The organism is Burkholderia sp. Ax-1724 (assembly GCF_011752995.1).
Lineage (GTDB): Bacteria > Pseudomonadota > Gammaproteobacteria > Burkholderiales > Burkholderiaceae > Paraburkholderia.
In genome coordinates this window covers 55306-77516 of sequence record NZ_VWWL01000022.1, presented here as the reverse complement: position 1 = coordinate 77516, position 22211 = coordinate 55306, and the positions used below count along the sequence as shown (strand labels likewise).

Sequence of the window (22211 nt, the reverse complement as noted above, 5' to 3'; positions counted from 1 at the left end):
CGGTTGCCGTGGTGCTCTCGAACCTTTCGCCATCACCTCGTCAGCCTCACCTCACCTCACATCACCTCACATCACCTCACGCCGCGCGCGCCGCCACGCCACTCACGCTACCCACGCCGCTCACGGCCCGCAGCGCGCCCTCCCCTTCCCGCCGGCTCGCCGCGATCAACTCGGCCGCGCGCTCGCCGATCATCACCGTCGGCGCATTGGTGTTGCCGCCGATCAGCGTCGGCATCACCGATGCATCGACGATCCGCAATCCGCTCACGCCCCGCACGCGCAATTGCGGATCGACGACCGAGCGCGCGTCGCCGCCCATGCGGCACGTCGCGACCGGGTGATAGATCGTGTCGGCATGCCTCGCGATAGTCTGACGCAACTCCGCATCCGATTGCCCCGGCCGCGTGTACAGCTCCTGACCGCCATACAGCGCGAGCGATGGCGCATCGAGAATGCGCCGCGCCATCTTCACGCCGTCGACGAGCAGATCGAGATCGCGCGTATCGCCGAGGAAGCACGGATCGATCAGCGGCGCGACGCGCGCATCGGCGCTCGCGAGCGTGACCGTGCCGCGGCTATGCGGACGCAGCACGCACACGTGCAGCGAATAGCCGTGGCCCCAATGCATGTGGCGATTGTGATCGTCGACGAGCGCGGCGCAGAAATGCAGTTGCAGATCGGGCCGTTCGAGCGTCGGCCGGCTCTTCAGAAAGCCGCCGGCCTCGGCCACATTGCTCGACAGCATGCCGCGCCCATGCCGCATGAACGTGACGAATTGCGGCAGCATCCGCGCGATGCCGCGCACCGAGAAGCCGGTTGGCTCGATCGACTTCGTGCGCTTGTTGATCGTGAAATCGACATGATCGATGAGGTTGCGGCCGACGTCCGGCGCATCGTGCAATACGTCGATGCCGAGCGAGCGCAATTGCGCGGCCGGCCCGATGCCCGAGCACATCAACAGTTGCGGCGAATTGAACGCGCCCGCGGCAAGCACGACCTCGGCGCGCGCTTCGAGCGTTTCGGTGTGGCCGCCGCGCACGATTTCGACGCCGCTCGCGCGCTTGCCGTCGAAGACGACGCGCAGCACGGTCGCATCGGCGATCGTGTGCAGATTCGCGCGCGGCCGGTCGTAGATATAGGCACGCGCCACGCTGCAACGACGGCCGTCGCGCTGCGTCACCTGATAGAAGCCGATACCTTCCTGGTCCGCGCCGTTGAAATCGCGATTCGGTTTGTAGCCCGCTTCGAGCGCGGCCTGCACGAAGCGTTTCGAAAACGGATTCTGGAAGCGCAGATCGGATACGCTCAGCGGCCCCGTGTCGCCGTGCCATGCATCGGCGCCGCGCTCGTTGCCTTCGGCGCGGCGAAAATACGGCAGCACGTCGGCCCATGACCAGCCCGCGCAGCCGAGCTGCGCCCATTCGTCGTAATCGAGCGGATGGCCGCGCGTGTAGATCATCGCGTTGATCGCACTCGATCCGCCGAAGCCGCGTCCGCGCGGCTGATAACCGCGCCGCCCGGCGAGCCCCGGCTGCGGCGTGGTCAGATAGCCGTAGTTGGTCTTGAGCCGGTTCGGCACCACGGCCGCGACGCCCACAGGCATGTTCACGAGCAGATTGCGCCCGGTGTGCGGACCGGCTTCGATCAGCGCGATGGTCGCATCGGGGCAGCTATCCGCGAGCCGGCTCGCGAGCGAGCAACCACCCGAGCCCGCCCCGACGATGATGTAGTCATATTGCATGCGCTCCTCCTGATGGACCGCGTGGCGCGCGGACCCTGTCTCGTGCACAGTTGTCTACGTGTGTTTTCTGCGCATTGTAGGGAGCGTTGCGGAGGCTGCGGCGGCTTCGGGACAGAGCGATTCCTCTAAACGCCGGTACCGTCGCGCCCCTATGATGAACGACGCGCGCGGCATGCATACGCGGCCGCCAACCGGTCACAAGCCGGCCGCGCCAGGCATTCAAACATGACGCGGTGCGCGCCATCCCCCTCGCACGCGGCGTCACACGTAGCGATCAAACAGATGCATGGCCGACCAGTGCCAGCGAACCAGCAAACTCATCAGCGCGGCCCACGCGCACCGTCATCGATCAGGGAGTGGACTCGGATGAAAAACGATCTGCCGGAGGTCGCCGCGCTCGAAGCGCTGCTGCGCGATCAGCGTCACGCGTATCTGCGCGAGCCGTATCCGTCGTGGGACGCGCGCGCGGCGCATCTGCGTGCGCTGCGCAAGCTCATGCTCGACCATCGCGACGCGCTCGCCGAGGCGATGCATGCCGACTTCGGCAATCGCTCAAAGCAGGAAGTGCTGCTCGCCGAATTCCTGCTCGTGAAGGAAGAGATCGATGCCGCGCTGCGCCACGGCAAGCGCTGGATGAAAGCACAGCGCCGCAGCACCAACAAGTGGCTGCTGCCCGCGCGCGCGAAGGTGGTGCCGCAGCCGCTCGGCGTGGTGGGCATCATCGTGCCGTGGAATTATCCGGTGCTGCTCGCGGTCGGGCCGCTGATCAGCGCACTGACGGCCGGCAATCGCGCGATCATCAAGATGTCCGAACTCACGCCGCGCACCTCGGCGCTATTCGAGCAGTTGATCGGTCAGACCTTCGCGCGCAATCACGTCGCGGTCGTCAACGGCGACGCGGCGCTTGCCGCCGCGTTCAGCGCGCAGCCGTTCGATCATCTGCTCTTCACCGGTTCGACGAAGGTCGGCCACGAGGTGATGCGCGCGGCGGCCGAGCATCTGACGCCGGTCACGCTCGAACTCGGCGGCAAGTCGCCGGCGATCATCGGCGCGCAGGCGCGCTTCGACAACGCGGTCGACAACCTCATCGCCGGCAAGACGCTCAACGCGGGGCAGACCTGCATCGCGCCCGACTACGTGCTGGTGCCGCGCGGCAAGGAGCAGGCGTTCATCGAGCGGGCGCGCGTGCGCATGGCGAAGATGTACCCCGACTTCATCCGGAATCCTGATTACACGTCGATCATATCGGCGAGTCACTTCGAGCGGCTCGAACGTCTCGCCGACGAAGCGCAGGCTGCCGGCGCGCAACTGCATGCGCTGACCGACGCGGTGCCCGATGCCGGGAGCCGGCGTTTTCCGTTGATCGCGGTGACGGGCGCGCCGGACGAATGCGCGCTGATGCAGGAGGAGATTTTCGGGCCGCTGCTGCCGCTGGTGCCATACGACACGCTCGACGACGCGATCGCGTGGATCAATGCGCGGCCGCGGCCGCTCGCGCTTTATCTCTATGCCGACGATACGGGCACGATCGAGCGCGTGACGCATGAGACGATCGCGGGCGGGATGGCGGTGAACGAAACGCTGATGCATCTCGCGTGTGAGAGTTTGCCGTTCGGCGGGGTGGGCGCGAGCGGCATGGGGGCGTATCACGGTTATGAGGGGTTTGTGACTTTCTCGAAGATGAAGCCGGTGTTGACGCAGGCGCGGTTCAACGCGCGAGGGTGGATTGCGCCGCCTTATGGGAGGCGGGTGGAGGTTTTGTTGAAGTTAATGATGAAGGGGTAGGGGCCCTGTGCAGGGCTGGGCTTTTTTGTCGTTGTTCTGGTTTTGTTGGCCTTTCTTTGTTTTCTTGTCGGGGTATTGGTGTTGGCCCTGTGCGGGGCTTCTTTGTCTTTGTTCTCTGCGGTGTTGGCCTTTCCTTGTGTTCATGTCGGTCTATTGGCGTTGCCCCTGTGCGGGGCGGCACCTACTTTCTTTGCGGCTGCAAAGAAAGTAGGCAAAGAAAGCAGCTTCACACCGCCAGCTCTTAAGCGGGTCCCCTGGCCTGGAGGGGATCGTGGTGCATCTGGAATCCGTTTCCTCGCACACTCCGCGTCAGTGACAAGGCCGTCATTCTTCCGGCGGCGCTACACGCGCCGAAGCCCGGCTCAAAAACCATCCGTCTTTTTCGGCGTGTCGCCGAGGCGCAGCCAACGGCCCTCGCTGCGCGAACGAACCCGCTGGTTCTCCTGGCAGACCCGTCCGCGACGCACGTAGTGCGAAGTGGGAGCGGATGACGGCTTTGTCACGAAGGTGGAATGTGCGAGGGCACCGATTCCAGATGCACCACTGCCCCCCTCCAAGCCAAGGGACCCACTTAAGAATTGGCGGTGTGAAGCTGCTTTCTTTGCCTACTTTCTTTGCAGCCGCAAAGAAAGTAGGTGCCGCCCCGCACAGGGGCAACGCCAATAGACCGACATGAACACAAGGAAAGGCCAACAAACCCAGGAACAACGACAAAAAAGCCCAGCCCCACACAGGGGCAACACCACCAGAACAACGAAAAAACCTACACAAACGTATCCACCAACCCCACAGCCTGCCGCACGGCAACAACCTCACCACTATCAGACGCCCCGCCCCCGGCAATGGCACCACCACCACTGCCACCCGAAGACTTCCCTCCCGAACGCCCACTCGACCCCGCGTTCTGCTGTCCGCCGCCCTGCCGGGCAAACCCATCACTCACACTCGCGCTTCCGAGCCCGATGCCATTGGACTCCATCGCCTCCCGCAGCTTCGGCAAAGCCGCCTCGACCGCCTCCCGCACCGACTGGTGCTGCGAAACAAAAAGCGCATGCGCATGGTTATCGGCCACCTGCAATACGACCTGCAACGGCCCGAGATCCTTCGGATTCAACGTCAGTTCGGCACTCTGCGAATGCGCATTCGACAAGAACACCACCTTCTGACTCAGCGCCTCCTCCCAATCGCTCGTGCCGACCTGCGGCGCCAACGCATTCGCAGCCGCAGCCGCAGCACTCGCGTTGCCCGTGCTCTGCACCGCGGCCGTCGTACTCGCGGCATTGGCCGCCGCCTGCGTCGCGGCAAGCGCGGCACTCGACGCATCGGCCTCGTTGCGCGCCGTCGCGAGATTGTCAGCCTGCGCGCTGCTGGATGCAGCCGCGGTCAAGGCATCGGCGGCCGACTTCGCTGTCGCCGGATCGCTCAGCGCGGTCGCGGCGGCGCCCGTCGATGCGGCATGGCTCGCGCCCAAGCCCTTGCCGTCGCCGAAGAGGCCGTTTGCGAGCGGCTTGCCCCATGACGCGCCGTTCGAGCCGGCCGTCGCGCCCGTGAGGCTGCCCGCCGCGCTCGCGGCTTTCGCGGCCGCACCGCTCGCGATCGCCTGGGCGGGCACCGCGCCCTGACCGCTCGTCAGCGCGGCTAGCGCGCTCTGGAACGCTGTCTGCAACGATTTCGGATCGACCAGGCCTTTCTTGCCCGCCGCATCGCCGGCGAGCGCGTTCGCGGCCGTACCGGCCAGCGTGCCGACGACGTCGGCGGCGGACGTCGTGGTATCGGTCGAACTGTCGGCGTTGCCTGTCGCGTCGTTCGCGGCGGCCTGGGCCGCGGCTTGCGCCTGAGCCTGGGCGGCAGCCGATGCCGCCGCGACCGCGCCCGCGTCGGTCTGCGCCTTCGTGTCGTGCTGCTTCGCCCGGGTGCTCGCCGCGTTGCCGTTCGACGCCTGGCGCGCATGTCCCGCCGACGCAGCGGACGCCGTGCCCGTGCCGCTCTGGCTGCCGCTCGCGCTCTTCGGCGTGGACGCGGGCGGCGGTGCGTCATGCACGCTCGACGTCTGGGTCGGCGATGCCGTCGGCGAACTGCTCTGCTGCTGGCTCGCGCTCTGCGAAGCCGCGCTGTTCTGCTGATCGATGCTCTGCTGCAAGGTCTGCGCGAACGGCATCACGTTGACCGCGGCGCTCGCGGCCGCGCCGGTCGAGCCATTGCCACCGAGCAGCGAACTGACTTGCGAGCCGATCTCTGAAAGAAGCGACATAGGAAATCCTGTGAATCCGTCAAACGGGGGCGGGGTGTCCGGTCAGGCGAACGCCGTGAAACCCGGCAGCGTTCGGCGCCACATGCATCACGCGCCCTCGGCGCGCATGCGCAGAATCCGCGCGGCATATTCGTCGGAATCGCGTTGATCGCGCCGCGCGGCGGTCTTCGCTTCGGCGGCCTCTCCGCGCGCCTGCAGCACTTCGTACGAGCCGAGCCGCTGCTTCTGGCGCTGCCATTCGGGCTTCGCCGCTTCGACGCGCGCGTTCGCCGCGCCGAGCAGATTGCGCTGCTGTTCGATCGCGGCGTCGAGCGTGTCGATGAACGCCTGGAAGTTGCGCATGTTGCCGGCCGGCATGCCGCTCTGGGCCGTCGCCGTGAAGCGCGCGTGGTATTCGTCGCGGTACTGCACGAGCGCGTTCAGCTGCGCCTCGACGTCGTTGCGCTCGCGCTGCGCGCGGCCGAGGCGTTGCGCGGCGGCGTCCACGTCGTCCTGTGCGAGACCGATCAGCGTCTTGATCGGGAAATGTTTCGCCATCGTCAACCTCCTCGGGCCTGTTTCCCGCTCATGGCGGGCTTGCGAGCATGCTTTTGCGTCGTGCGAGGACGGCGCAAAAGCACGTTCCCTTAAAAATAATCGGTCGCGCGACGGACCGCCAGCAAGACGATCCCCGCGTCATGCCACTCGCGGATACCGCGAGCCATCCGCTGCGCCCTCGAACCCCGACGCACCTCGATGAGCCTCGCACCTCGCACCTCGCGCCCGGCCGCTCCGGCGGCCCGCGCCGGCACATTGGCTGCCGGCGGCAACGGTGCCTACACAAACAGCGCGTTCAGCATGTCGATGCTCGGCGCGAAGTTCGCACACTCGCGAAATCCTTGCTGCAGAAACTGTTCCATCCGCGGATACAGCGCGATCGCGCGATCGAGCACCGCATCGCGTCCGCTCGAATACGCGCCCACATTGATGAGATCGCGGTTGCGCTGATAGCGCGACAGCATCTGCTTGAACATACGCGTTTTATTCAGGTGGTTCTCGTCGATCAGCGCGGTCATTGCCCGGCTAATCGACGCTTCGATATCGATGGCCGGATAGTGGCCCGCCTCGGCGAGCGTGCGCGACAGCACGATATGGCCGTCGAGAATCGCGCGCGCCGAGTCGGCAATCGGGTCCTGCTGGTCATCGCCTTCGGTCAGCACCGTGTAGAACGCAGTGATCGAGCCGCCGCCCGCCGGACCGTTGCCGGTGCGCTCGACGAGCGCAGGCAGCTTTGCGAACACCGACGGCGGATAGCCCTTGGTCGCGGGCGGCTCGCCGACCGCCAGCGCGATCTCGCGCTGCGCCATCGCGTAGCGGGTCAGCGAGTCCATCAGCAGCAGCACGTGCTTGCCCTGGTCGCGGAAATATTCGGCGAGCGAGGTCGAATAGGCAGCGGCCTGCATGCGCAACAGCGGCGACACGTCGGCGGGCGCGGCGATCACGACCGAGCGCGCCAACCCTTCCTCGCCGAGAATCTGCTCGATGAATTCCTTCACTTCGCGGCCGCGTTCGCCGATCAGGCCGATCACGATCACCTCGGCGCTGGTGTAGCGCGCCATCGTGCCGAGCAGCACCGATTTACCGACACCCGAACCCGCGAACAGCCCCATGCGCTGACCGCGGCCAACCGTCAGTAGCGCATTGATGGCGCGCACGCCGACGTCGAGCACCTGGTGGATCGGCTCGCGATTGAGCGGGTTGATGACCGGCGCGGACAGCGGCGCATCGCTTTGCGTGCCGAGCGGGCCGAGCCCGTCGAGCGGCCGGCCCGACGCGTCGAGCACGCGGCCGAGCAGTTCCCAGCCGACCGGCAGACGCTTGGCGCCCGCCATCGGATCGGCGATCGGCGCGCTTTCGAGCGGAAAGACGCGCGCGCCGGGCAACAGGCCGATCACTTCGGTGGTCGGCATCAGAAACAGCTTGTCGCCGGAGAAGCCGACCACTTCGGCTTCGGCCATCGGCAGCGAACTGCCGGGCGGCAGTTCGATCATTACCTCGGCGCCGACCGACAGGCGCAGGCCCACGGCTTCGAGCACGAGACCGGCCGCGCGCGTCAGCCGTCCGCACGCGCGCAGCGGCCGCGCGATCGCATTGCGCGCGCGCAGCGCGTCGAGCTGGCCGCGCCAGGCCTGCATGTGCGGATTGGCGTCGAGCGCGGGATCGTAGGCCGGGTGGCGCGACGCGTGAGCGGCGCCAGCGGTGCGCGCGGCGGACTCGCTCGCGGCCGGCTCGCGGCTCACCGCCGTACCCACTGCCACGCCTGGCGTGCCTGTCAGCGGATAAGCGTCCGCCCCGGCGCGCTCCGCCGCGCCATCCGCCGGATGCGTGGACGTCGCGGCCTGATCCGCGCCGACGGACTCGGCATCCGCGAGCGCCTCGGCGCCGAAGGAGGCAAGCGCAAGCTCGCGTTCGAGCGGCGTCAGATCGCTGGCGCGGATTTCATCGAGTGTCGGCTTCACCATGTGCTCACCTTGCCGAGCGCGGCCGCGACGCGCTGCCAGCGCGTGTCGATGCCGGCATCCACTTCGCCGCTGCCGGCGTGGGCGCGGCAGCCGCCGCGCTCGACCGACGCATCGGTGCGCACGGTCCAGCCGCGCGTTTGCAGTTCTTCGAGCAGATACGCCTCGACGACGGGCAGATCGGCGGGACTCACGATCAGCGACGGCGCGCCGGTCAGCGCCGGTTCGGCCGCCAGCACTTCGCGCGCGGCGGCGATCAGCGCGGTCGGATCGTGCTGCACGTGCTGGCGCACGACCTGCTGCGCGATATCGAGTGCGAGCGCGACGAGCGTTTCGGAAATCGCGTGCTGCGCGCCGCCGAGCGCGGTCTTGAAGGTTTCGGCGAGCGCGGCGAGGCGCGCTGCTTCCTCGCGCGCTTCGCTCTGGCCTTGCGCGAAACCCTGCGCATGACCCTGGTCATAGCCGGCCTGATAGCCGAGCGCCTGACCGGCCACGTGACCCGAGGCGACACCCTGCGCCTGCGCGGCTTCGCGCAGGCGGTCGAGTTCGGCCTCGAACGCGCGCTCGTCGAATTCGGGTTCGGCCGGCGGCGGCGCGGGCGGCACCGGGTCGAACGAGGCCATCTCCCAGCGCTGGTAGGCCGAGAGGCTTTCCTTCGCCGTGGAGTTCGGATCAGACATACGCATCTTCGGCCTTGCCGCCTAGAACGATCTGGCCGCTCTCGGCCAGGTTGCGCACGATCTGCAGGATGCGGCGCTGCTGCGTCTCGACTTCGGAGACGCGCACCGGACCGCGCGCGTCGAGGTCTTCGGCAAGCAGTTCGGCCGCGCGCTGCGACATGTTCGAGAGGAACTTCTGGCGCAGCGCGGGCGGTGCGCCCTTCAGCGAAATGATCAGCGCCTCGGACTCGACTTCCTTCAGTAGCAGCTGGATCGCGCGGTCTTCGAGGTCGAGCAGGTTCTCGAACACGAACATCTGATCGACGATCTTCTGCGCCAGCTCGGCGTCGTACTGGCGCACGTTTTCGAGCACGCCTTCCTCGTGATTGCTCGACATGAAGTTGAGGATTTCGGCCGCCGTGCGGATGCCGCCCATCGGGCTGCGCTTGAGGTTGTCGCTGCCGGAGAGCAGGCCCGTGAGCACGTCGTCGAGTTCGCGCAGTGCGGCCGGCTGGATGCCGTCGAGCGTCGCGATGCGCAGCAGCACGTCGTTGCGCAGGCGATCCGTGAAGCAGGCGGAGATTTCGGATGCCTGATCGCGGTCCAGGTGCACGAGGATCGTCGCGATGATCTGCGGATGCTCGTTCTTGATGAGTTCGGCGACGGCCGCCGAATCCATCCACTTGAGCCCTTCGATGCCGCTCGTGTCACTGCCCTGCAGAATCCGGTCGATGATGACGCCGGCCTTGTCGTCGCCGAGCGCCTTGGTCAGCACCGAGCGGATGTACTCGTTCGAATCGAGCGACATGCCGGTGTGCTGCTCGGCCTCGCGCACGAACTCCTGCAGCACCTCGTCGACCTGCTCGCGCGTCACGTTCTTCAGCGCGGCCATCGCGACGCCGATCTTCTGGACTTCGCGCGGGCCGAGGAACTTGAACACCTGCGCGGCCTCTTCCTCGCCGATCGACATCAGCAGCAGCGCGCTCTTCACTACGCCTTCAGCGCTCATCGGACACCCAATTTTTCACGACGGTTGCAACGATCTTCGGGTCCTGGCGCGCGATGCTGCGCGCGAACTCCAGGTTCCGCTCATATTTGTGCTTGGCGTTTTCGAGCGCGAGCGTCTCGGGGTCGGCCTCGATCTCGACGACCGCGCCGTCGCGTTCCTCGGCCGGAATGCCGTCGAGCAGCAAGGGCTCGTCGGGCGAGGCGAGCGCCGCGACCGGCTCGGGCGGAGGCGGGAACGCGCGGCGCAGCGCCGGCTTCACCATCACGAAGTAGAGGAACAGAGCCACCGCGCCGATGCCGAGGTAGGTCGCGATCTGCTTGTAGAGCGCGAGCATGTCCGGCGTGCGCCACCACGGCAGGTTGGCGTTCGGGTCGAGTTCGGTCGTGAACGCGCTGTTGACCACGTTGACCGAGTCGCCGCGCTGCGCGTCGAAGCCCATCGCGTCCTTCACGAGCTGGGTGATCTGCGCGAGCTTGTCGGCGCGGACCGGCTGCATCGTCACGTGGCCCTTCGCGTCGGTCACCTTCAGGTAATTGACGACGACCGCGACCGAGAGCCGGCGGATGCCGCCCATCGGCTGGTCGATGTGGCGCACGGTCTTGTCGAGTTCGTAGTTGGTGGTCGAATCCTTGTGCTCGCTGACCGGCGTCGTGGCGACGCCGCTCGCGCCGTTGCCGGCGACGACCGGCGCGGAGGCCGGCTGCGGCGGCTGGTTCGACAGCGCGCCCGGCACGCCCGAGGCGCCGCCCTGCGACATTTCGGTGGCACTGCTCGTTTGCTGGCTGCGCACCGCCGCCTGTTGCGGATTGCCGTTCGGGCCGTAGTTCTCCGAAGTCTGCTCGCTGTGCGAGAAGTCGATGTCGGCGCTCACCTGCGAGTGCGCGTTGCCCGCGCCGAACAGCGGCGCGAGGATCGCGTCGATGCGCTGCTGGGTGTTGCGCTCGATCTGCTGGCGATACTTCAGTTGCGTCGCGTCGAGCCCGCTGCCGGTGGCCGGTTGCGTGAGCAGGTTGCCGTCCTGATCGAGGATCGTCACGCCTTTCACCGGCATTTCCGGTACCGCCGACGCCACCATGTGCGTGATCGCGACAACCTGGCCTTCGTCGAGCACGCGGCCCGGATAGAGATTGACGAGCACCGACGCCGAGGGCGGTTCCTTGTCGCGCACGAACACGGTCGGCTTCGGAATCGCCAGATGCACGCGCGCCGACTTCACGGTCGAGATCGACTCGATCGTGCGTTCGAGTTCGCCTTCGAGTGCGCGCTGATAGTTGATCTGCTCGTCGAACTGGCTGATGCCGAATTTCTGGTTGTCCATCAGCTCGAAGCCGACCGAGCCGCTTTTCGGCAGCCCCTGCGAGGCGAGGCGCAGGCGCATCTCGTGGACCTGCTCGGCCGGCACGAGGATCGCGCCGCCGCTCTCGGAGAGCTTGTACGGAATGTTGGCCTGCTGCAGCGCGGCGATGATCTGGCCGCCGTCGCGGTCCGACAGATTGCTGTAGAGCACCTTGTAGTCGGGCGCGCGCGACCACAGAAACAGGCCCGCGACGACCGCCACCAGCAGCGCGACTGCGAACACGAGCGGCGCGCGCGGGTTGCCGCGCATCTGCGCGAGACCGGACAGACGCTGCGAGAAGTTGCCGCCCATGCCACTTAGGCCGCCGAGCCCGCCGAGGTCGGCGCCGCCGGCCTGGCCGCTGGCGGGCTGGCCGGGCGCGGGCTGCGCGCCGGCGAGCCCCATGCGGGCGTCGGGGTTGATCAACGAGTTGGCTGACGAATCCATGCGTCGGGTATCTCCGGGATGCCTTTGCGTTCTGCCGCCTGATCGCGCCGGGGCTCGGCGAGGGAACGGACAGAGACTTTCACGCTTGAAATTATCCGTGGCGACGCTCAACCCGATTGCTTGAATAGAGCCGGGTTTCCCCCCTAGTTTCGGGGCTTTCCCGAAGGGGGCGCTGCTATGCTTTCGTCCAGATCGGTACACCTTCCGGCAGTCCGATCGCACATCCAACGGAGAAAACATGACCATGCCCGTGAACGCGCTTTCGTCGGCGCTGCAACAGATGCAGGCGATGGCGGCGCAGGCGGCCGGCGACGCGAGCCCGGCGGCGAACGAGTCCGGCGCGGCGACGCCCACGAGTTTCGCCTCCGCGCTGAAGGCCTCGCTCGACAAGATCAGCAGCGACCAGCAGAGCGCGATCGGCGAATCGCAGGCGTTCGAGCTCGGCTCGCCGAACGTCTCGCTGAACGACGTGATGGTCGACATGCAGAAGGCCAACATCGGCTTCCAGTTCGGCCTGCAGGTGCGCAACAAGCTCGTGGCCGCCTACAACGACATCGCGCAGATGTCGATCTGAACGGTTTTGCGCGGGTTTCGTGCGAGTTGCGCCTGGGTTTCGCCTGGGTTCTGCATCCCCCCGCACGAAAACCGGCAAGCCAGCCTGGCCGGCGCGCAAGCCGGCCGATTCCTTTGACGCCCCTCGATCCCCCTTGCTTACATTGCTCTAAAGCTTTGCCGCCGCGTATCCGATAACCAGGGTACAGGCCGGTTCGGGCGCGACAACGCGCCGCAGGGCCGAGCCATGACCCAATCGCAGTCAGTATCCGTATCAGAGGAGGAGCGCCGATGTTTTCCCCGGGACACGCTGGAGCCAGCGCGTATGCACGCGTCGGTGTCGAGACGGCCGTGATGGGCGCCAGTCCGCATCGTCTCATCGTGTTGCTGTACCAGGGCGCAAGGCAGGCCATCGCGCAAGCCCGCATGCATCTGCAGCAGGGCAATGTCGCCGAGCGCGGCATGGCGGTCAGCAAGGCGATCCGGATCGTCGAAAGCGGGTTGCAGCAGTCGCTGAACCTCGATGTGGGCGGCGAGATCGCGGGGCGGCTGAATGCGCTGTACAGCTATATGACGCGCCGGCTGCTCGAAGCCAATATTCATTCGAGCGAGGCGATGCTGGTGGAGATCGACGGTTTGCTCGCCACGCTCGAAGAGGCATGGATCGGGATTGGCCCGGAGGTTGCGCGCATGGCTACGCAGCCCGCCGCGGAAAGCATGAGATGACATCGAACGCAGAATATTTTTCCCGATACGAGGCTATCGCCGCGCTGTCCTGCCGCATGCTGATGGCGGCTCGCCACGCCCTGTGGAGCGATCTGGTCGAGCTGCAGGAGGAATACCGGCATCTGGTCGAAGCCCTGAAGGAAGCCGACGACGGCGTGAAACTCGACGAGACCGAGCGTCAGCGCAAATACATGCTGATCCGCCAGATTCTCGCCGACGACGCGGCGATCCGCGATCTCGCGAATCCGCGCATGGCGACGCTGTCGGCGCTGTTCGCGGGCCGGCCGACGCGCGTGCTCAAGGAACTGTACGGGGCGCGCTGAAGGCAAGCCCATGCGGGCGGCGGGCCTCGCGGACGCCGTGCGCGCCGATGCGCCGCATGCGCGCCTGCCCCCGTGCCATGGTGCGCCGCGCGGCGTACGACTGAACGATCAGAGCATGGAGCGCGCTCGCGCCCATGCGACCAGGGAACCGGCATGAACGGAATCGACACGGCCGTCGCTTCGGTGCTTTCGAGCCGGATCGACAGTTTGCTCAACATCGCGCCGGGCGCCGCGACCACCTCGCAGACCGGCGCGGCAGGCGTCGCCGGCGCGCCCATTGCCGCCACGCCCAACGTGACGCCCGCGCCGCAGCCGTCCGCGCAAACCGCGCTGTCGGCGGTCGCGCTGACGCTCAATGCGATCGCGAATTCGGGCGGCGAGGCGACGCCGGCCGTGCTCGGCCAGGCGCCGATCTGGCCGGCCGCGCCGGCGCTCGATATCGCGGTGGAAGGATTGCCGGGTGCCGATGCGGCAAGTAGCGCGGGTTCTGCCGATGCCGCCACGGCAAACTCCAATGCTGCCGCCAGTGCGAACGGAACCGTGGCCACCGCCAGCATCGCGGCGACGCAGGTGCCGGTGGCGGCGCTTGCGGCCGCGCTCGAACGCACCGTCAGCGACAGCGGCCTGTTCTACGAAGCGCATCTCGCGGGATGGCTCGTCGGCCAGCGCTCGCCGGAGAACCTCGCCGACGAAGCGCAGAACCGGCTCGTGGCGGCCGCGCAATTGCCGCCCGGCTGGGCCGACGAGGACGGCGACGCGGGCGCGACGGGTTTCGCGTCCGAGGCGATGGCGAGCGGCATGCAACGTGGCATGCCGGGCACCGCAACGAGCGGTGTGCAGTCGGGCTCACAACAAGGCTCACAACCGGGCCCGCAAGCTGGCTCACCGGCCGGCTCACCCAATCCCTCTGCCGACGCCCCCACGCACGCGATGCCCTCGATCCTGACCGCGCAAGCCGCGCGTTTCGCTGCGGGCGAGGTGCTGGCGAGTTCGTTGTCCGATCTGACGGGCCAGCCTGCGCATGCGGGGCTGCACAGCGCGGCGCCGCAAATCGGCGATGCGGCTGCGTCGCAGAATGCGCAATCGACGGCGGCGGCCGTGCATCCGGCGACGGAGCCGCTCGTGCGGCAGCAGCTCGACCTGCTCGCGACCGGGCAATTCCGCTGGACCGGCGAGGCATGGCCGGGCGCGCGGCTCGACTGGACCATCGAGCAGGACGGCGACGAATGGGACCGCAGCGGCGGCGGCCTCGCGAGCGAGGACGACCAGCCGTGGCGCACGCGTCTGACGCTGTCGCTGCCGACGCTCGGCACCGTCGATGCCGAATTGACGCTGACCGGCATGCGGCTTACCGCGCGCGTGCAGGCGAGCCCGCACGGCGCGGCGCGGCTCGCGATTCAGGGCGAGAGCTTTCGCGAGCGGCTCGCGGCGGCCGGCATCGAGTTGCAGGGTTTGACGATTCGCGAGATCGGCGGCGGTGTACCGGGAACACCTGGAGCGGCGAGCGCGACGGGCACTGCTGGCGCGCAGGCGGCGGCTTCGGCGTATGCGCGTTCGGCGACAGCGGGAACGGCTTCATCCACGATGCCGGCCACGGCGACGCCGGGTGGTGTCGCGGCTAACCCTGCGGGCTATGGCTCGGCCGCTGCACGCGGCACGCCGGGGGCGCGCGACGACTTCGACTGGGATATCTGATGAGCCGGACCAATCGCCGCAGCGCGGCTGCGCTTGTCTACGACGCTCAGAGTGGCGAGGCTGCGCCGCGGGTGGTCGCGAAGGGGTATGGGCTGCTCGCGGAGATGATCGTGCAGCGGGCCAAGGAAGCGGGGCTTTATGTTCACGAAGCGCCGGAGATGATTTCATTGCTGATGCAGGTGGATCTCGATGCGAGGATTCCGCCGCAGCTTTATCAGGCGACCGCGGAATTGCTGGCGTGGTTGCATCGGTTGGAGAGCGGGGCTGAAGATGAAAGGCCGCATGAGGTGGGCGCTGGCGCGCAGGATGTGGTTGATGTTGTAGCGGTTGATTTGCCTGGCGGCGCTTAATAGTGGTGGTTTTGGCCCTTTGCAGGGTTGGGCTTTTTTGTCTTTGTTCTTCTGGTGTTGGCCTTTCCTTGTTTTCTTGTCGGTCTATTAGTGTTGCCCCTGTGCGGGGCGGCACCTACTTTCTTTGCGGCTGCAAAGAAAGTAGGCAAAGAAAGCAGCTTCACACCGCTAATTCTTAAGCGGGTCCCCTGGCTTGGAGGGGGTAGTGGTGCATCTGGAATCGGTGCCCTCGCACATTCAATGCAAGTGACAAAGCCGTCATCCGCTCCCACTCCGCACTGCGTGCGTCGCGGACGGGTCTGCCAGGGGAACCCGTGGGTTTCGTTCGCGTAGTGGGAGCCATCGGCCGCGCCTCGGCGACACGCCGAAAAAGACGGATGGTTTTTGAGCCGGGCTTCGGCGCGCGTAGCGCCGCCGGAAGAATGACGGCCTTGTCACTGACGCGGAGTGTGCGAGGAGACGGATTCCAGATGCACCACGATCCCCTCCAGGCCAGGGGACCCGCTTCAGAATTGGCGGTGTGAAGCTGCTTTCTTTGCCTACTTTCTTTGCAGCCGCAAAGAAAGTAGGTGCCGCCCCGCACAGGGGCAACGCTAATAGACCACCAAGAAATCAAGGAAAGGCCAACACCGCAGAGAACAACGACAAAGAAGCGCCACCCCGCACAGAGGGGCAACACCAATAGCCCACCAAGAAAACAAGGAAAGCCCAACACCGCAGAGAACAACGCCAAAAAAGCCCAGCCCTGCACAGGGCAACACCAAATACTTGAGATAACCACAAATAGCCCTTCTTTTCGACCCATCACCCCGCAGGCAAATCAACAACAATCACCCTAACCCTTCATCCAGGCAGCAAAGCAAACCACATGGCTACCACGACCGCCCCGCAACAAGCCGCGCCCGTCTCGCCGGGTCCCATGAAGCGCATCATCCTGATCGTCCTCATTGCGCTCATCTCCGCGGGCGCTGCCGGCGCCGGCGTGTGGTTCTTCATGGCAAAGCGCGCGCCCGTCGCCGCATCGGCCGAAGCCGCGCCCGCGCCGCCCGCCGTGCCGATCTTCTTTCCGCTCGAATCGATGACCGTCAACCTGCAATCGGACGACGGCCAGCAGCATTTCCTGCGCATCGGCCTCACGCTCAAGCTCGGCGACGCCGCCACCCAGCAGGCGCTCACCGAGCACATGCCCGAAGTGCGCAGCCGCATCCTGCTCGCGCTGTCCAACAAGCACCCCGACGACCTCGCGCCGCTCGAAGGCAAGCGCGCGCTCGCCGAGGAACTCAAGACGCTGATCACCGAGCCGACCGACAAGGGCGCCGCGCCGGTCCGCGTGCAGGACGTGCTGTTCACCGAATTCGTCGTGCAGTGACGTACCGTGACGTTGTCTAGCGCTGCCATCATCAACCGCCAAGGGACGCACGAGGAATAAGCAATGGGCCACGAAGAGTTCATGTCCCAGGAAGAGGTCGATGCTCTCCTGAAGGGCGTCACCGGCGAAGTCGACACGGAAACCGAGCAGAGCGAGCGCACGGGCGTACGCCCGTACAACATCGCGACGCAGGAGCGGATCGTCCGTGGCCGCATGCCGGGCCTCGAAATCATCAACGACCGTTTCGCGCGTCTGTTGCGCGTCGGCATTTTCAACTTCATGCGGCGCTCGGCGGAAATCTCCGTCGGCCCCGTGAAGGTGCAGAAATACAGCGAATTCACGCGCAATCTGCCGATCCCGACCAACCTGAACCTCGTTCACGTGAAGCCGCTGCGCGGCACCTCGCTGTTCGTGTTCGACCCGAACCTCGTGTTCTTCGTGGTCGACAACCTGTTCGGCGGCGACGGCCGGTTCCATACGCGCGTCGAAGGGCGTGATTTCACGCAGACCGAGCAGCGCATCATCATGAAGCTGCTCAATCTGACGTTCGAGCATTACACGGCGTCGTGGAAAAGCGTGCGCCCGCTGCAGTTCGAATACGTGCGCTCGGAAATGCACACGCAGTTCGCCAACGTCGCGACGCCGAACGAAATCGTCATCGTCACGCAGTTCTCGATCGAGTTCGGCTCGACGGGCGGCACGCTGCACATCTGCATGCCGTACTCGATGATCGAGCCGATCCGCGACATCCTCTCCTCGCCGATCCAGGGCGAGGCGATGGACGTCGATCGCCGCTGGGTGCGCGTGCTGTCGAAGCAGGTGCAGGCGGCCGAAGTGCAACTGACCGCCGACCTCGCGCAGGTGCCGGTCACGTTCGAGCAGATCCTGAACATGCGCAAGGGCGATGTTCTGCCGATCAACATCCCCGAGCACATCACGGCGAAAGTCGACGGCGTGCCGGTGATGGAATGCGGCTACGGAATTTTCAATGGTCAGTACGCGTTGCGGGTCCAGAAGATGATCAGCGCAGCCGACACGATGAAGGAAAGTGGATATGAGTGACCTGAACGCAAAACCCGAGGCCGAACTGGCCGCGAGCGCCCCGCAAGTGGCCGCCGGCGAACTGAGCGCCGAAGACGACGACGCGATGGCCGACTGGGCGAGCGCGCTCGCCGAGCAGAACGGCAACGCCGAAGTGAACCCGGCGGCGGCCGGCGTGTTCCAGCCGCTGTCGAAGGTCGAGCCCACCTCGACGCACAACGACATCGACATGATCCTGGACATTCCGGTCCAGATGACGGTCGAGCTCGGCCGCACCAAGATCGCGATCCGCAATCTGCTGCAACTCGCGCAGGGCTCGGTCGTGGAACTCGACGGCCTCGCCGGCGAGCCGATGGACGTGCTCGTCAACGGCTGCCTGATCGCGCAGGGCGAAGTGGTGGTCGTGAACGACAAGTTCGGCATCCGTCTGACCGACATCATCACGCCGTCCGAACGCATCCGGAAGCTCAATCGATGAAACGCGCCGCCGTTCGCGGCATGCTCCCCGCGTCGCGCGACCTGCTGCCGCGAGCCGCGCTGGCGGTGGCCGCCGCGTCGGGCGCGACGCTCGCGCGCGCCGCCGACCTCAACGCGGTCAACAACGCCGCGAAGATCGCCTCCAGCGTCGGCGCCGGCAGCGCGGTGCCCGCGCTCGGCGTCGGTGCGCTGCTGCAAACCTTCGTCGGACTCGCGGTCGTGATCGCGCTCGTGTTCGGCTGCGCGTGGCTCGCGCGGCGCTTCGGCCTGCAAACGGGCCAGCGCGGCGGGCTCGTGAAAACCGTCGGCGGTGCGTCGCTCGGCGGCAAGGAGCGCGTCGCGGTCGTCGAGATCGGCGATACGTGGCTCGTGCTTGGCGCCGCGCCCGGCAACGTGCGTCTGCTGCATACGATGCCGGCCGGTTCGGTTGCCGATGCCCTGGCCGCCTCGCACGCGCAGCATGCCGGCAATCTTCCCGGCACCTTTGGTCAACGCTTTCGCGACGCCCTGAAAGGCGAAGTGGGCAAACGTTTCAACGCGCAAGGCGGCGGGGATCGGTAATGCAGGTCAGTTTCAGGCAAGCGGGTTTTCAGGCTTCACGTCCAGCGCATGAGGCGTATAAGGCGCAGGCCGCGCATAAGGCGCATGAAGCACGCGCAACGCGCCATGACGCGTCCGCCGCTGCATCGCGTGCCGCGTCGCCGCGCCGCATGAGGTCGTGGTGGCCGTTGCTGCCGCTCGCACTCGCGGCGCTGCTATTCGCGCTGCCGACGCTGTCGTTCGCGCAAACCGCCGGCCTGCCGGCCTTCACGACGAGCCCCGGCCCGAACGGCGGCACGACCTACTCGCTGAGCGTGCAGACGATGCTGCTGCTCACGATGCTGTCGTTCCTGCCCGCCATGCTGCTGATGATGACGAGCTTCACGCGCATCGTGATCGTGCTGTCGCTGCTGCGCCAGGCGCTCGGCACGACGACCACGCCGCCGAACCAGGTGCTCGTCGGGCTCGCGCTGTTCCTGACGCTGTTCGTGATGTCGCCGGTGCTCGACAAGGCCTATAACGAAGGCTACAAGCCGTTCTCCGAAGGCACGATCACGATGGATCAGGCAGTCTCGCGCGGCGTTGCGCCGTTCAAGACCTTCATGCTGCGGCAGACCCGCGAGAGCGATCTCGCCCTCTTCGCGCGCATCTCGCACGCGGCGCCGATGCAGGGCCCCGAAGACGTGCCGCTGTCGCTGCTCGTGCCCGCGTTCGTCACGAGCGAGCTGAAGACCGGTTTCACGATCGGCTTCACGATCTTCATTCCGTTCCTCATCATCGACATGGTGGTGGCGAGCGTGCTGATGTCGATGGGCATGATGATGGTCTCGCCCGCGACGATCTCGCTGCCGTTCAAGCTGATGCTGTTCGTGCTCGTCGACGGCTGGCAACTGCTGCTCGGCTCGCTCGCACAGAGTTTCGTCTGATGCCGGCCGTGCTTCCGTTCGCCGTTTGGTTCGCTTTCCCGTTCGCTCCACCGATCCCCAGGCACTCACGATGACACCCGAAGCAGTCATGACATTGGCCCACGGGGCCATGTACGTCGGCCTCGTGCTCGCGGCGCCGCTGTTGCTCGTCGCGCTCGTCGTCGGCCTGCTCGTGAGCCTGTTCCAGGCGGCCACGCAGATCAACGAGAGCACGCTGTCGTTCATTCCGAAGCTGCTCGCGATCGTGGTCACGCTCGTGATCGCCGGACCGTGGATGCTCACGACGATGCTCGACTATCTGCGCCACACGCTCAGCAGCATTCCGACGCTCGTCAACTGAGCGTGCCGCCATGTTCACGGTCACCTACGCCCAACTGAACGTCTGGTTGACCGCGTTCCTGTGGCCGTTCGCGCGCATCGCCGCGCTCGTCGCGACCGCGCCGGTCTTCAGCAACGTATCCATGCCGACGCGCGTGAAGATCGGCCTCGCCGCGTTCACGACGATCATCGTCGCGCCGACCGTCGGCGCGCTGCCGCAGGTCACGGTGTTCTCCGCAGCCGGCGTGTGGATTCTCGTCAACCAGTTCCTGATCGGCATCGCGCTCGGCGTAACGATGCAGATCGTGTTCCAGGCGATCGACGCGACCGGCTACTTCATCGGCCTCGGCATGGGCCTCGGCTTCGCGACCTTCTTCGACCAGCAGGCGACCGGCTCCGGCGTCGTGATCTCGCGCTACATGACGACGATCGCCACGCTCGTGTTTCTCGCCGTCGACGGTCATCTGCAGGTGATCGCCGCGCTCGTGACGACGTTCCAGTCAGTGCCGGTGTCGGCCAACCTGCTCGCGCCGCACGGCTGGCAGACGCTCGCGAACTGGGGCGGCTCGATCTTCTCGGCGGGGCTGCTGCTCGCGCTGCCGGTCGTCGTCGCGCTGCTGATCGCCAACCTCGCGCTCGGCATTCTCAATCGCGCGGCGCCGCAGATCGGCGTGTTCCAGATCGGCTTTCCGCTCACGATGCTGGTCGGCCTGCTGCTCGTGCAGTTGATGCTGCCGAACATGATCCCGTTCTTCGTGCGGCTGTTCGACAGCGGCATCGACGAAATGGGACGGGTCGCGGCGGGACTGAAGTAAAGACGCGGCTTCGATGCCGCAAGCGCGCTGGACGTGATGGATGCGCAGGACGCGCCGGATAAAAAAAACCGGCTTGCGCCGGTTTTCCTGTCTCTGCCGCATCCCGCTATCGCGTAGCGAATCAGTTGTTGATGTACTGGAACAGCGACATGTTCTGGATCTGCACGAACGCCTGCTGCGATGCCTGCAACGCGGCTTGCGTCAGCGTGTACTTGCTGATTGTCGAGACCATGTCGGTCGAGGTCAGATCCGACAGGCTGCTTTGCGTCTGCAGCGTGTTGGTCTGCGTGACCGCTTGCAGCGCCTGCACTTCCTGCTCGCGGCCGCCGACCGACGCCTGCACCGCCGTCACGTTGCCGATCGTGTTGGCAAGCTGGGACAGGCCCGTGTTCAGCGCATTCTGCAGATTCGCCGTGGCCGCCGTGCTGCCCGTCACCGGCTGCTGGAGCGCGGCGATCATCGCGTTCAGGTTGGCGAATACGTCGGTGCCCGCCTGGTTGGCCGGCTGGACCGTGAAGCTGTCGCCGGCGGCCGGCGTGCCCGTGATCGCCACCGTCTGACCGCCCATCGCGATGTCGGCGCCCTCGGTGTAGGTTTGCGGCGTGCCGACCGCACCCGTGGTGGTGTCGGTGATCGTGTAGGCCAGCGTCGCGCCGCTGCCGCTGAACGCAATCTGGTACGCGTCCGCATTCCCCGCGTTGGTCGGATCGTTCACCGTCACCGCGCTGGCCACGCCCGTGCCGGTGTTGGCCGGATTGCCGGCCGCGATCGGCTCCGCATTGGTCGAGCCGACGCCCATGAACACGGCCATCCCGTTGTCGCCGGTTGCCACCTGGGTGTTGCCGGTGACCTGCATGGTGCGCGTGCCGTCGTCGCCCGCATAAACGACCGCGCCGCTCGCATCGGTCGTGAACGCCTGGGTGGCGCTCTGAAACCCCGAGAACAGCGAATTGCCCGAGCTGTCGGTCGCATTGGCGTAGGTCAGCAACTGGTTGCGCAGGCTCGTCAGTTGCGTCGCGATGGCGGTGCGGTCGGCGTCGTTCAGCGAGCCGTTGCTCGCCCTGATGCCGAGCGTGTTGATGCTGTTCAGCGTGCTGAGCACGCCGCCGAGCGTCGAGTCCTCGGCCTGCAGCGACGAAAGCGCCGCGTTCTGGTTCGTCGTGTATTGCGACAGCGCGGTCGCCGTCGAGCTGAGCTGCACGGCCTGGGCCGCGCCGAGCGGATTGTCGGCGGGCGAGGTCAGGCTCGAACCGCTCGAGATTTCCTGATAGATCTGCGACAACTGAGCCTGCTGGTTGCTCATTGTCTCCACGTTCATGCTGAAGTACTGCGCGCTGGAAATACGCATGGTTC

The 22211-nt window shown here is 66.4% G+C and carries 21 protein-coding genes; 13 read left to right on the top strand and 8 right to left on the bottom strand.

What is annotated here, in order from left to right:
* Positions 1-76: 76 nt before the first annotated feature.
* Complete coding sequence (locus tag F3J19_RS24640) at positions 77-1741, bottom strand: GMC family oxidoreductase N-terminal domain-containing protein (RefSeq protein ID WP_167047417.1); 1665 nt, start codon at positions 1739-1741, stop codon at positions 77-79.
* Between the two features lie 366 nt (positions 1742-2107).
* Here F3J19_RS24640 and F3J19_RS24635 point away from each other — a divergent pair, with 366 nt between their 5' ends.
* On the top strand, positions 2108-3526 hold the full coding sequence (locus tag F3J19_RS24635; RefSeq protein ID WP_167047414.1) for a coniferyl aldehyde dehydrogenase: 1419 nt from the start codon (positions 2108-2110) through the stop codon (positions 3524-3526).
* Positions 3527-4289: 763 nt separating this feature from the next.
* On the opposite strand, the gene F3J19_RS24630 is transcribed toward F3J19_RS24635, so the two are convergent.
* The 6 genes from F3J19_RS24630 to fliF form a co-directional block, all read right to left on the bottom strand.
* Entirely contained in the window at positions 4290-5777 is a 1488-nt protein-coding gene (locus F3J19_RS24630) for a flagellar hook-length control protein FliK (protein ID WP_167047412.1), read from the bottom strand.
* Between the two features lie 87 nt (positions 5778-5864).
* Entirely contained in the window at positions 5865-6314 is a 450-nt protein-coding gene (gene fliJ / locus F3J19_RS24625) for a flagellar export protein FliJ (RefSeq protein WP_167047409.1), read from the bottom strand.
* A gap of 278 nt (positions 6315-6592) precedes the next feature.
* Entirely contained in the window at positions 6593-8278 is a 1686-nt protein-coding gene (gene fliI / locus F3J19_RS24620) for a flagellar protein export ATPase FliI (RefSeq protein ID WP_167047406.1), read from the bottom strand.
* The gene (gene fliH, locus F3J19_RS24615) at positions 8272-8961 is read right to left on the bottom strand and encodes a flagellar assembly protein FliH (protein WP_205193213.1); all 690 of its coding nucleotides are present in this window, start codon (positions 8959-8961) and stop codon (positions 8272-8274) included. Before fliH ends, fliI begins: the two co-directional genes overlap by 7 nt.
* A complete protein-coding gene (gene fliG, locus F3J19_RS24610; RefSeq protein ID WP_167047400.1) occupies positions 8948-9943 on the bottom strand; it encodes a flagellar motor switch protein FliG in 996 nt (331 codons plus the stop codon). Before fliG ends, fliH begins: the two co-directional genes overlap by 14 nt.
* On the bottom strand, positions 9933-11726 hold the full coding sequence (fliF, locus tag F3J19_RS24605; RefSeq protein ID WP_167047397.1) for a flagellar basal-body MS-ring/collar protein FliF: 1794 nt from the start codon (positions 11724-11726) through the stop codon (positions 9933-9935). The genes fliG and fliF overlap by 11 nt, the downstream gene beginning before the upstream one ends.
* A gap of 238 nt (positions 11727-11964) precedes the next feature.
* Here fliF and fliE point away from each other — a divergent pair, with 238 nt between their 5' ends.
* The 12 genes from fliE (at position 11965) to fliR (ending at position 20858) form a co-directional block, all read left to right on the top strand.
* Positions 11965-12300 (top strand): flagellar hook-basal body complex protein FliE, encoded by a 336-nt coding sequence (gene fliE, locus F3J19_RS24600; RefSeq protein WP_167047394.1) that lies wholly within the window; start codon positions 11965-11967, stop codon positions 12298-12300.
* A 269-nt stretch (positions 12301-12569) separates the two neighbouring features.
* Complete coding sequence (gene fliS, locus F3J19_RS24595; RefSeq protein ID WP_167047391.1) at positions 12570-13004, top strand: flagellar export chaperone FliS; 435 nt, start codon at positions 12570-12572, stop codon at positions 13002-13004.
* Complete coding sequence (locus F3J19_RS24590; protein WP_167047388.1) at positions 13001-13327, top strand: flagellar protein FliT; 327 nt, start codon at positions 13001-13003, stop codon at positions 13325-13327. The genes fliS and F3J19_RS24590 overlap by 4 nt, the downstream gene beginning before the upstream one ends.
* 153 nt (positions 13328-13480) lie before the next feature.
* Positions 13481-15022, top strand: a complete 1542-nt coding sequence (locus F3J19_RS24585; RefSeq protein ID WP_167047385.1) for a flagellar hook-length control protein FliK — start codon at positions 13481-13483, stop codon at positions 15020-15022.
* The gene (locus tag F3J19_RS24580; protein ID WP_167047382.1) at positions 15022-15372 is read left to right on the top strand and encodes an EscU/YscU/HrcU family type III secretion system export apparatus switch protein; all 351 of its coding nucleotides are present in this window, start codon (positions 15022-15024) and stop codon (positions 15370-15372) included. The genes F3J19_RS24585 and F3J19_RS24580 overlap by 1 nt, the downstream gene beginning before the upstream one ends.
* A gap of 868 nt (positions 15373-16240) precedes the next feature.
* Positions 16241-16741, top strand: coding sequence for a flagellar basal body-associated protein FliL (gene fliL, locus F3J19_RS24575; protein WP_167047380.1), 501 nt, complete (start codon positions 16241-16243; stop codon positions 16739-16741).
* 63 nt (positions 16742-16804) lie between these two features.
* Complete coding sequence (fliM, locus tag F3J19_RS24570) at positions 16805-17803, top strand: flagellar motor switch protein FliM (RefSeq protein ID WP_167047377.1); 999 nt, start codon at positions 16805-16807, stop codon at positions 17801-17803.
* Complete coding sequence (gene fliN, locus F3J19_RS24565; protein ID WP_167047374.1) at positions 17796-18260, top strand: flagellar motor switch protein FliN; 465 nt, start codon at positions 17796-17798, stop codon at positions 18258-18260. Before fliM ends, fliN begins: the two co-directional genes overlap by 8 nt.
* A complete protein-coding gene (fliO, locus tag F3J19_RS24560) occupies positions 18257-18820 on the top strand; it encodes a flagellar biosynthetic protein FliO (protein WP_167047372.1) in 564 nt (187 codons plus the stop codon). Before fliN ends, fliO begins: the two co-directional genes overlap by 4 nt.
* A 149-nt stretch (positions 18821-18969) precedes the next feature.
* A complete protein-coding gene (fliP, locus tag F3J19_RS24555) occupies positions 18970-19725 on the top strand; it encodes a flagellar type III secretion system pore protein FliP (RefSeq protein ID WP_167047369.1) in 756 nt (251 codons plus the stop codon).
* Positions 19726-19795: 70 nt separating this feature from the next.
* Entirely contained in the window at positions 19796-20065 is a 270-nt protein-coding gene (gene fliQ, locus F3J19_RS24550; protein WP_167047366.1) for a flagellar biosynthesis protein FliQ, read from the top strand.
* 10 nt (positions 20066-20075) lie between these two features.
* A complete protein-coding gene (gene fliR, locus F3J19_RS24545) occupies positions 20076-20858 on the top strand; it encodes a flagellar biosynthetic protein FliR (protein ID WP_167047363.1) in 783 nt (260 codons plus the stop codon).
* 121 nt (positions 20859-20979) lie between these two features.
* Here fliR and flgL read toward each other — a convergent pair whose 3' ends face one another.
* A complete protein-coding gene (flgL, locus tag F3J19_RS24540; protein WP_167047360.1) occupies positions 20980-22206 on the bottom strand; it encodes a flagellar hook-associated protein FlgL in 1227 nt (408 codons plus the stop codon).
* Positions 22207-22211: the final 5 nt, after the last annotated feature.

Coding starts and splice junctions, on each gene's coding strand:
- fliN (WP_167047374.1), top strand. CDS start 17,796: ATGAGTGACCTGAACGCAAAACCCGAGGCCGAACTGGCCGCGAGCGCC.
- fliM (WP_167047377.1), top strand. CDS start 16,805: ATGGGCCACGAAGAGTTCATGTCCCAGGAAGAGGTCGATGCTCTCCTG.
- fliS (WP_167047391.1), top strand. CDS start 12,570: ATGTTTTCCCCGGGACACGCTGGAGCCAGCGCGTATGCACGCGTCGGT.
- fliL (WP_167047380.1), top strand. CDS start 16,241: ATGGCTACCACGACCGCCCCGCAACAAGCCGCGCCCGTCTCGCCGGGT.
- fliP (WP_167047369.1), top strand. CDS start 18,970: ATGAGGTCGTGGTGGCCGTTGCTGCCGCTCGCACTCGCGGCGCTGCTA.
- fliR (WP_167047363.1), top strand. CDS start 20,076: ATGTTCACGGTCACCTACGCCCAACTGAACGTCTGGTTGACCGCGTTC.
- fliQ (WP_167047366.1), top strand. CDS start 19,796: ATGACACCCGAAGCAGTCATGACATTGGCCCACGGGGCCATGTACGTC.
- fliG (WP_167047400.1), bottom strand. CDS start 9,943: ATGAGCGCTGAAGGCGTAGTGAAGAGCGCGCTGCTGCTGATGTCGATC.
- flgL (WP_167047360.1), bottom strand. CDS start 22,206: ATGCGTATTTCCAGCGCGCAGTACTTCAGCATGAACGTGGAGACAATG.
- fliO (WP_167047372.1), top strand. CDS start 18,257: ATGAAACGCGCCGCCGTTCGCGGCATGCTCCCCGCGTCGCGCGACCTG.
- fliF (WP_167047397.1), bottom strand. CDS start 11,726: ATGGATTCGTCAGCCAACTCGTTGATCAACCCCGACGCCCGCATGGGG.
- F3J19_RS24630 (WP_167047412.1), bottom strand. CDS start 5,777: ATGTCGCTTCTTTCAGAGATCGGCTCGCAAGTCAGTTCGCTGCTCGGT.
- F3J19_RS24635 (WP_167047414.1), top strand. CDS start 2,108: ATGAAAAACGATCTGCCGGAGGTCGCCGCGCTCGAAGCGCTGCTGCGC.
- fliE (WP_167047394.1), top strand. CDS start 11,965: ATGACCATGCCCGTGAACGCGCTTTCGTCGGCGCTGCAACAGATGCAG.
- F3J19_RS24580 (WP_167047382.1), top strand. CDS start 15,022: ATGAGCCGGACCAATCGCCGCAGCGCGGCTGCGCTTGTCTACGACGCT.
- F3J19_RS24640 (WP_167047417.1), bottom strand. CDS start 1,741: ATGCAATATGACTACATCATCGTCGGGGCGGGCTCGGGTGGTTGCTCG.
- fliI (WP_167047406.1), bottom strand. CDS start 8,278: ATGGTGAAGCCGACACTCGATGAAATCCGCGCCAGCGATCTGACGCCG.
- fliH (WP_205193213.1), bottom strand. CDS start 8,961: ATGCGTATGTCTGATCCGAACTCCACGGCGAAGGAAAGCCTCTCGGCC.
- F3J19_RS24590 (WP_167047388.1), top strand. CDS start 13,001: ATGACATCGAACGCAGAATATTTTTCCCGATACGAGGCTATCGCCGCG.
- F3J19_RS24585 (WP_167047385.1), top strand. CDS start 13,481: ATGAACGGAATCGACACGGCCGTCGCTTCGGTGCTTTCGAGCCGGATC.
- fliJ (WP_167047409.1), bottom strand. CDS start 6,314: ATGGCGAAACATTTCCCGATCAAGACGCTGATCGGTCTCGCACAGGAC.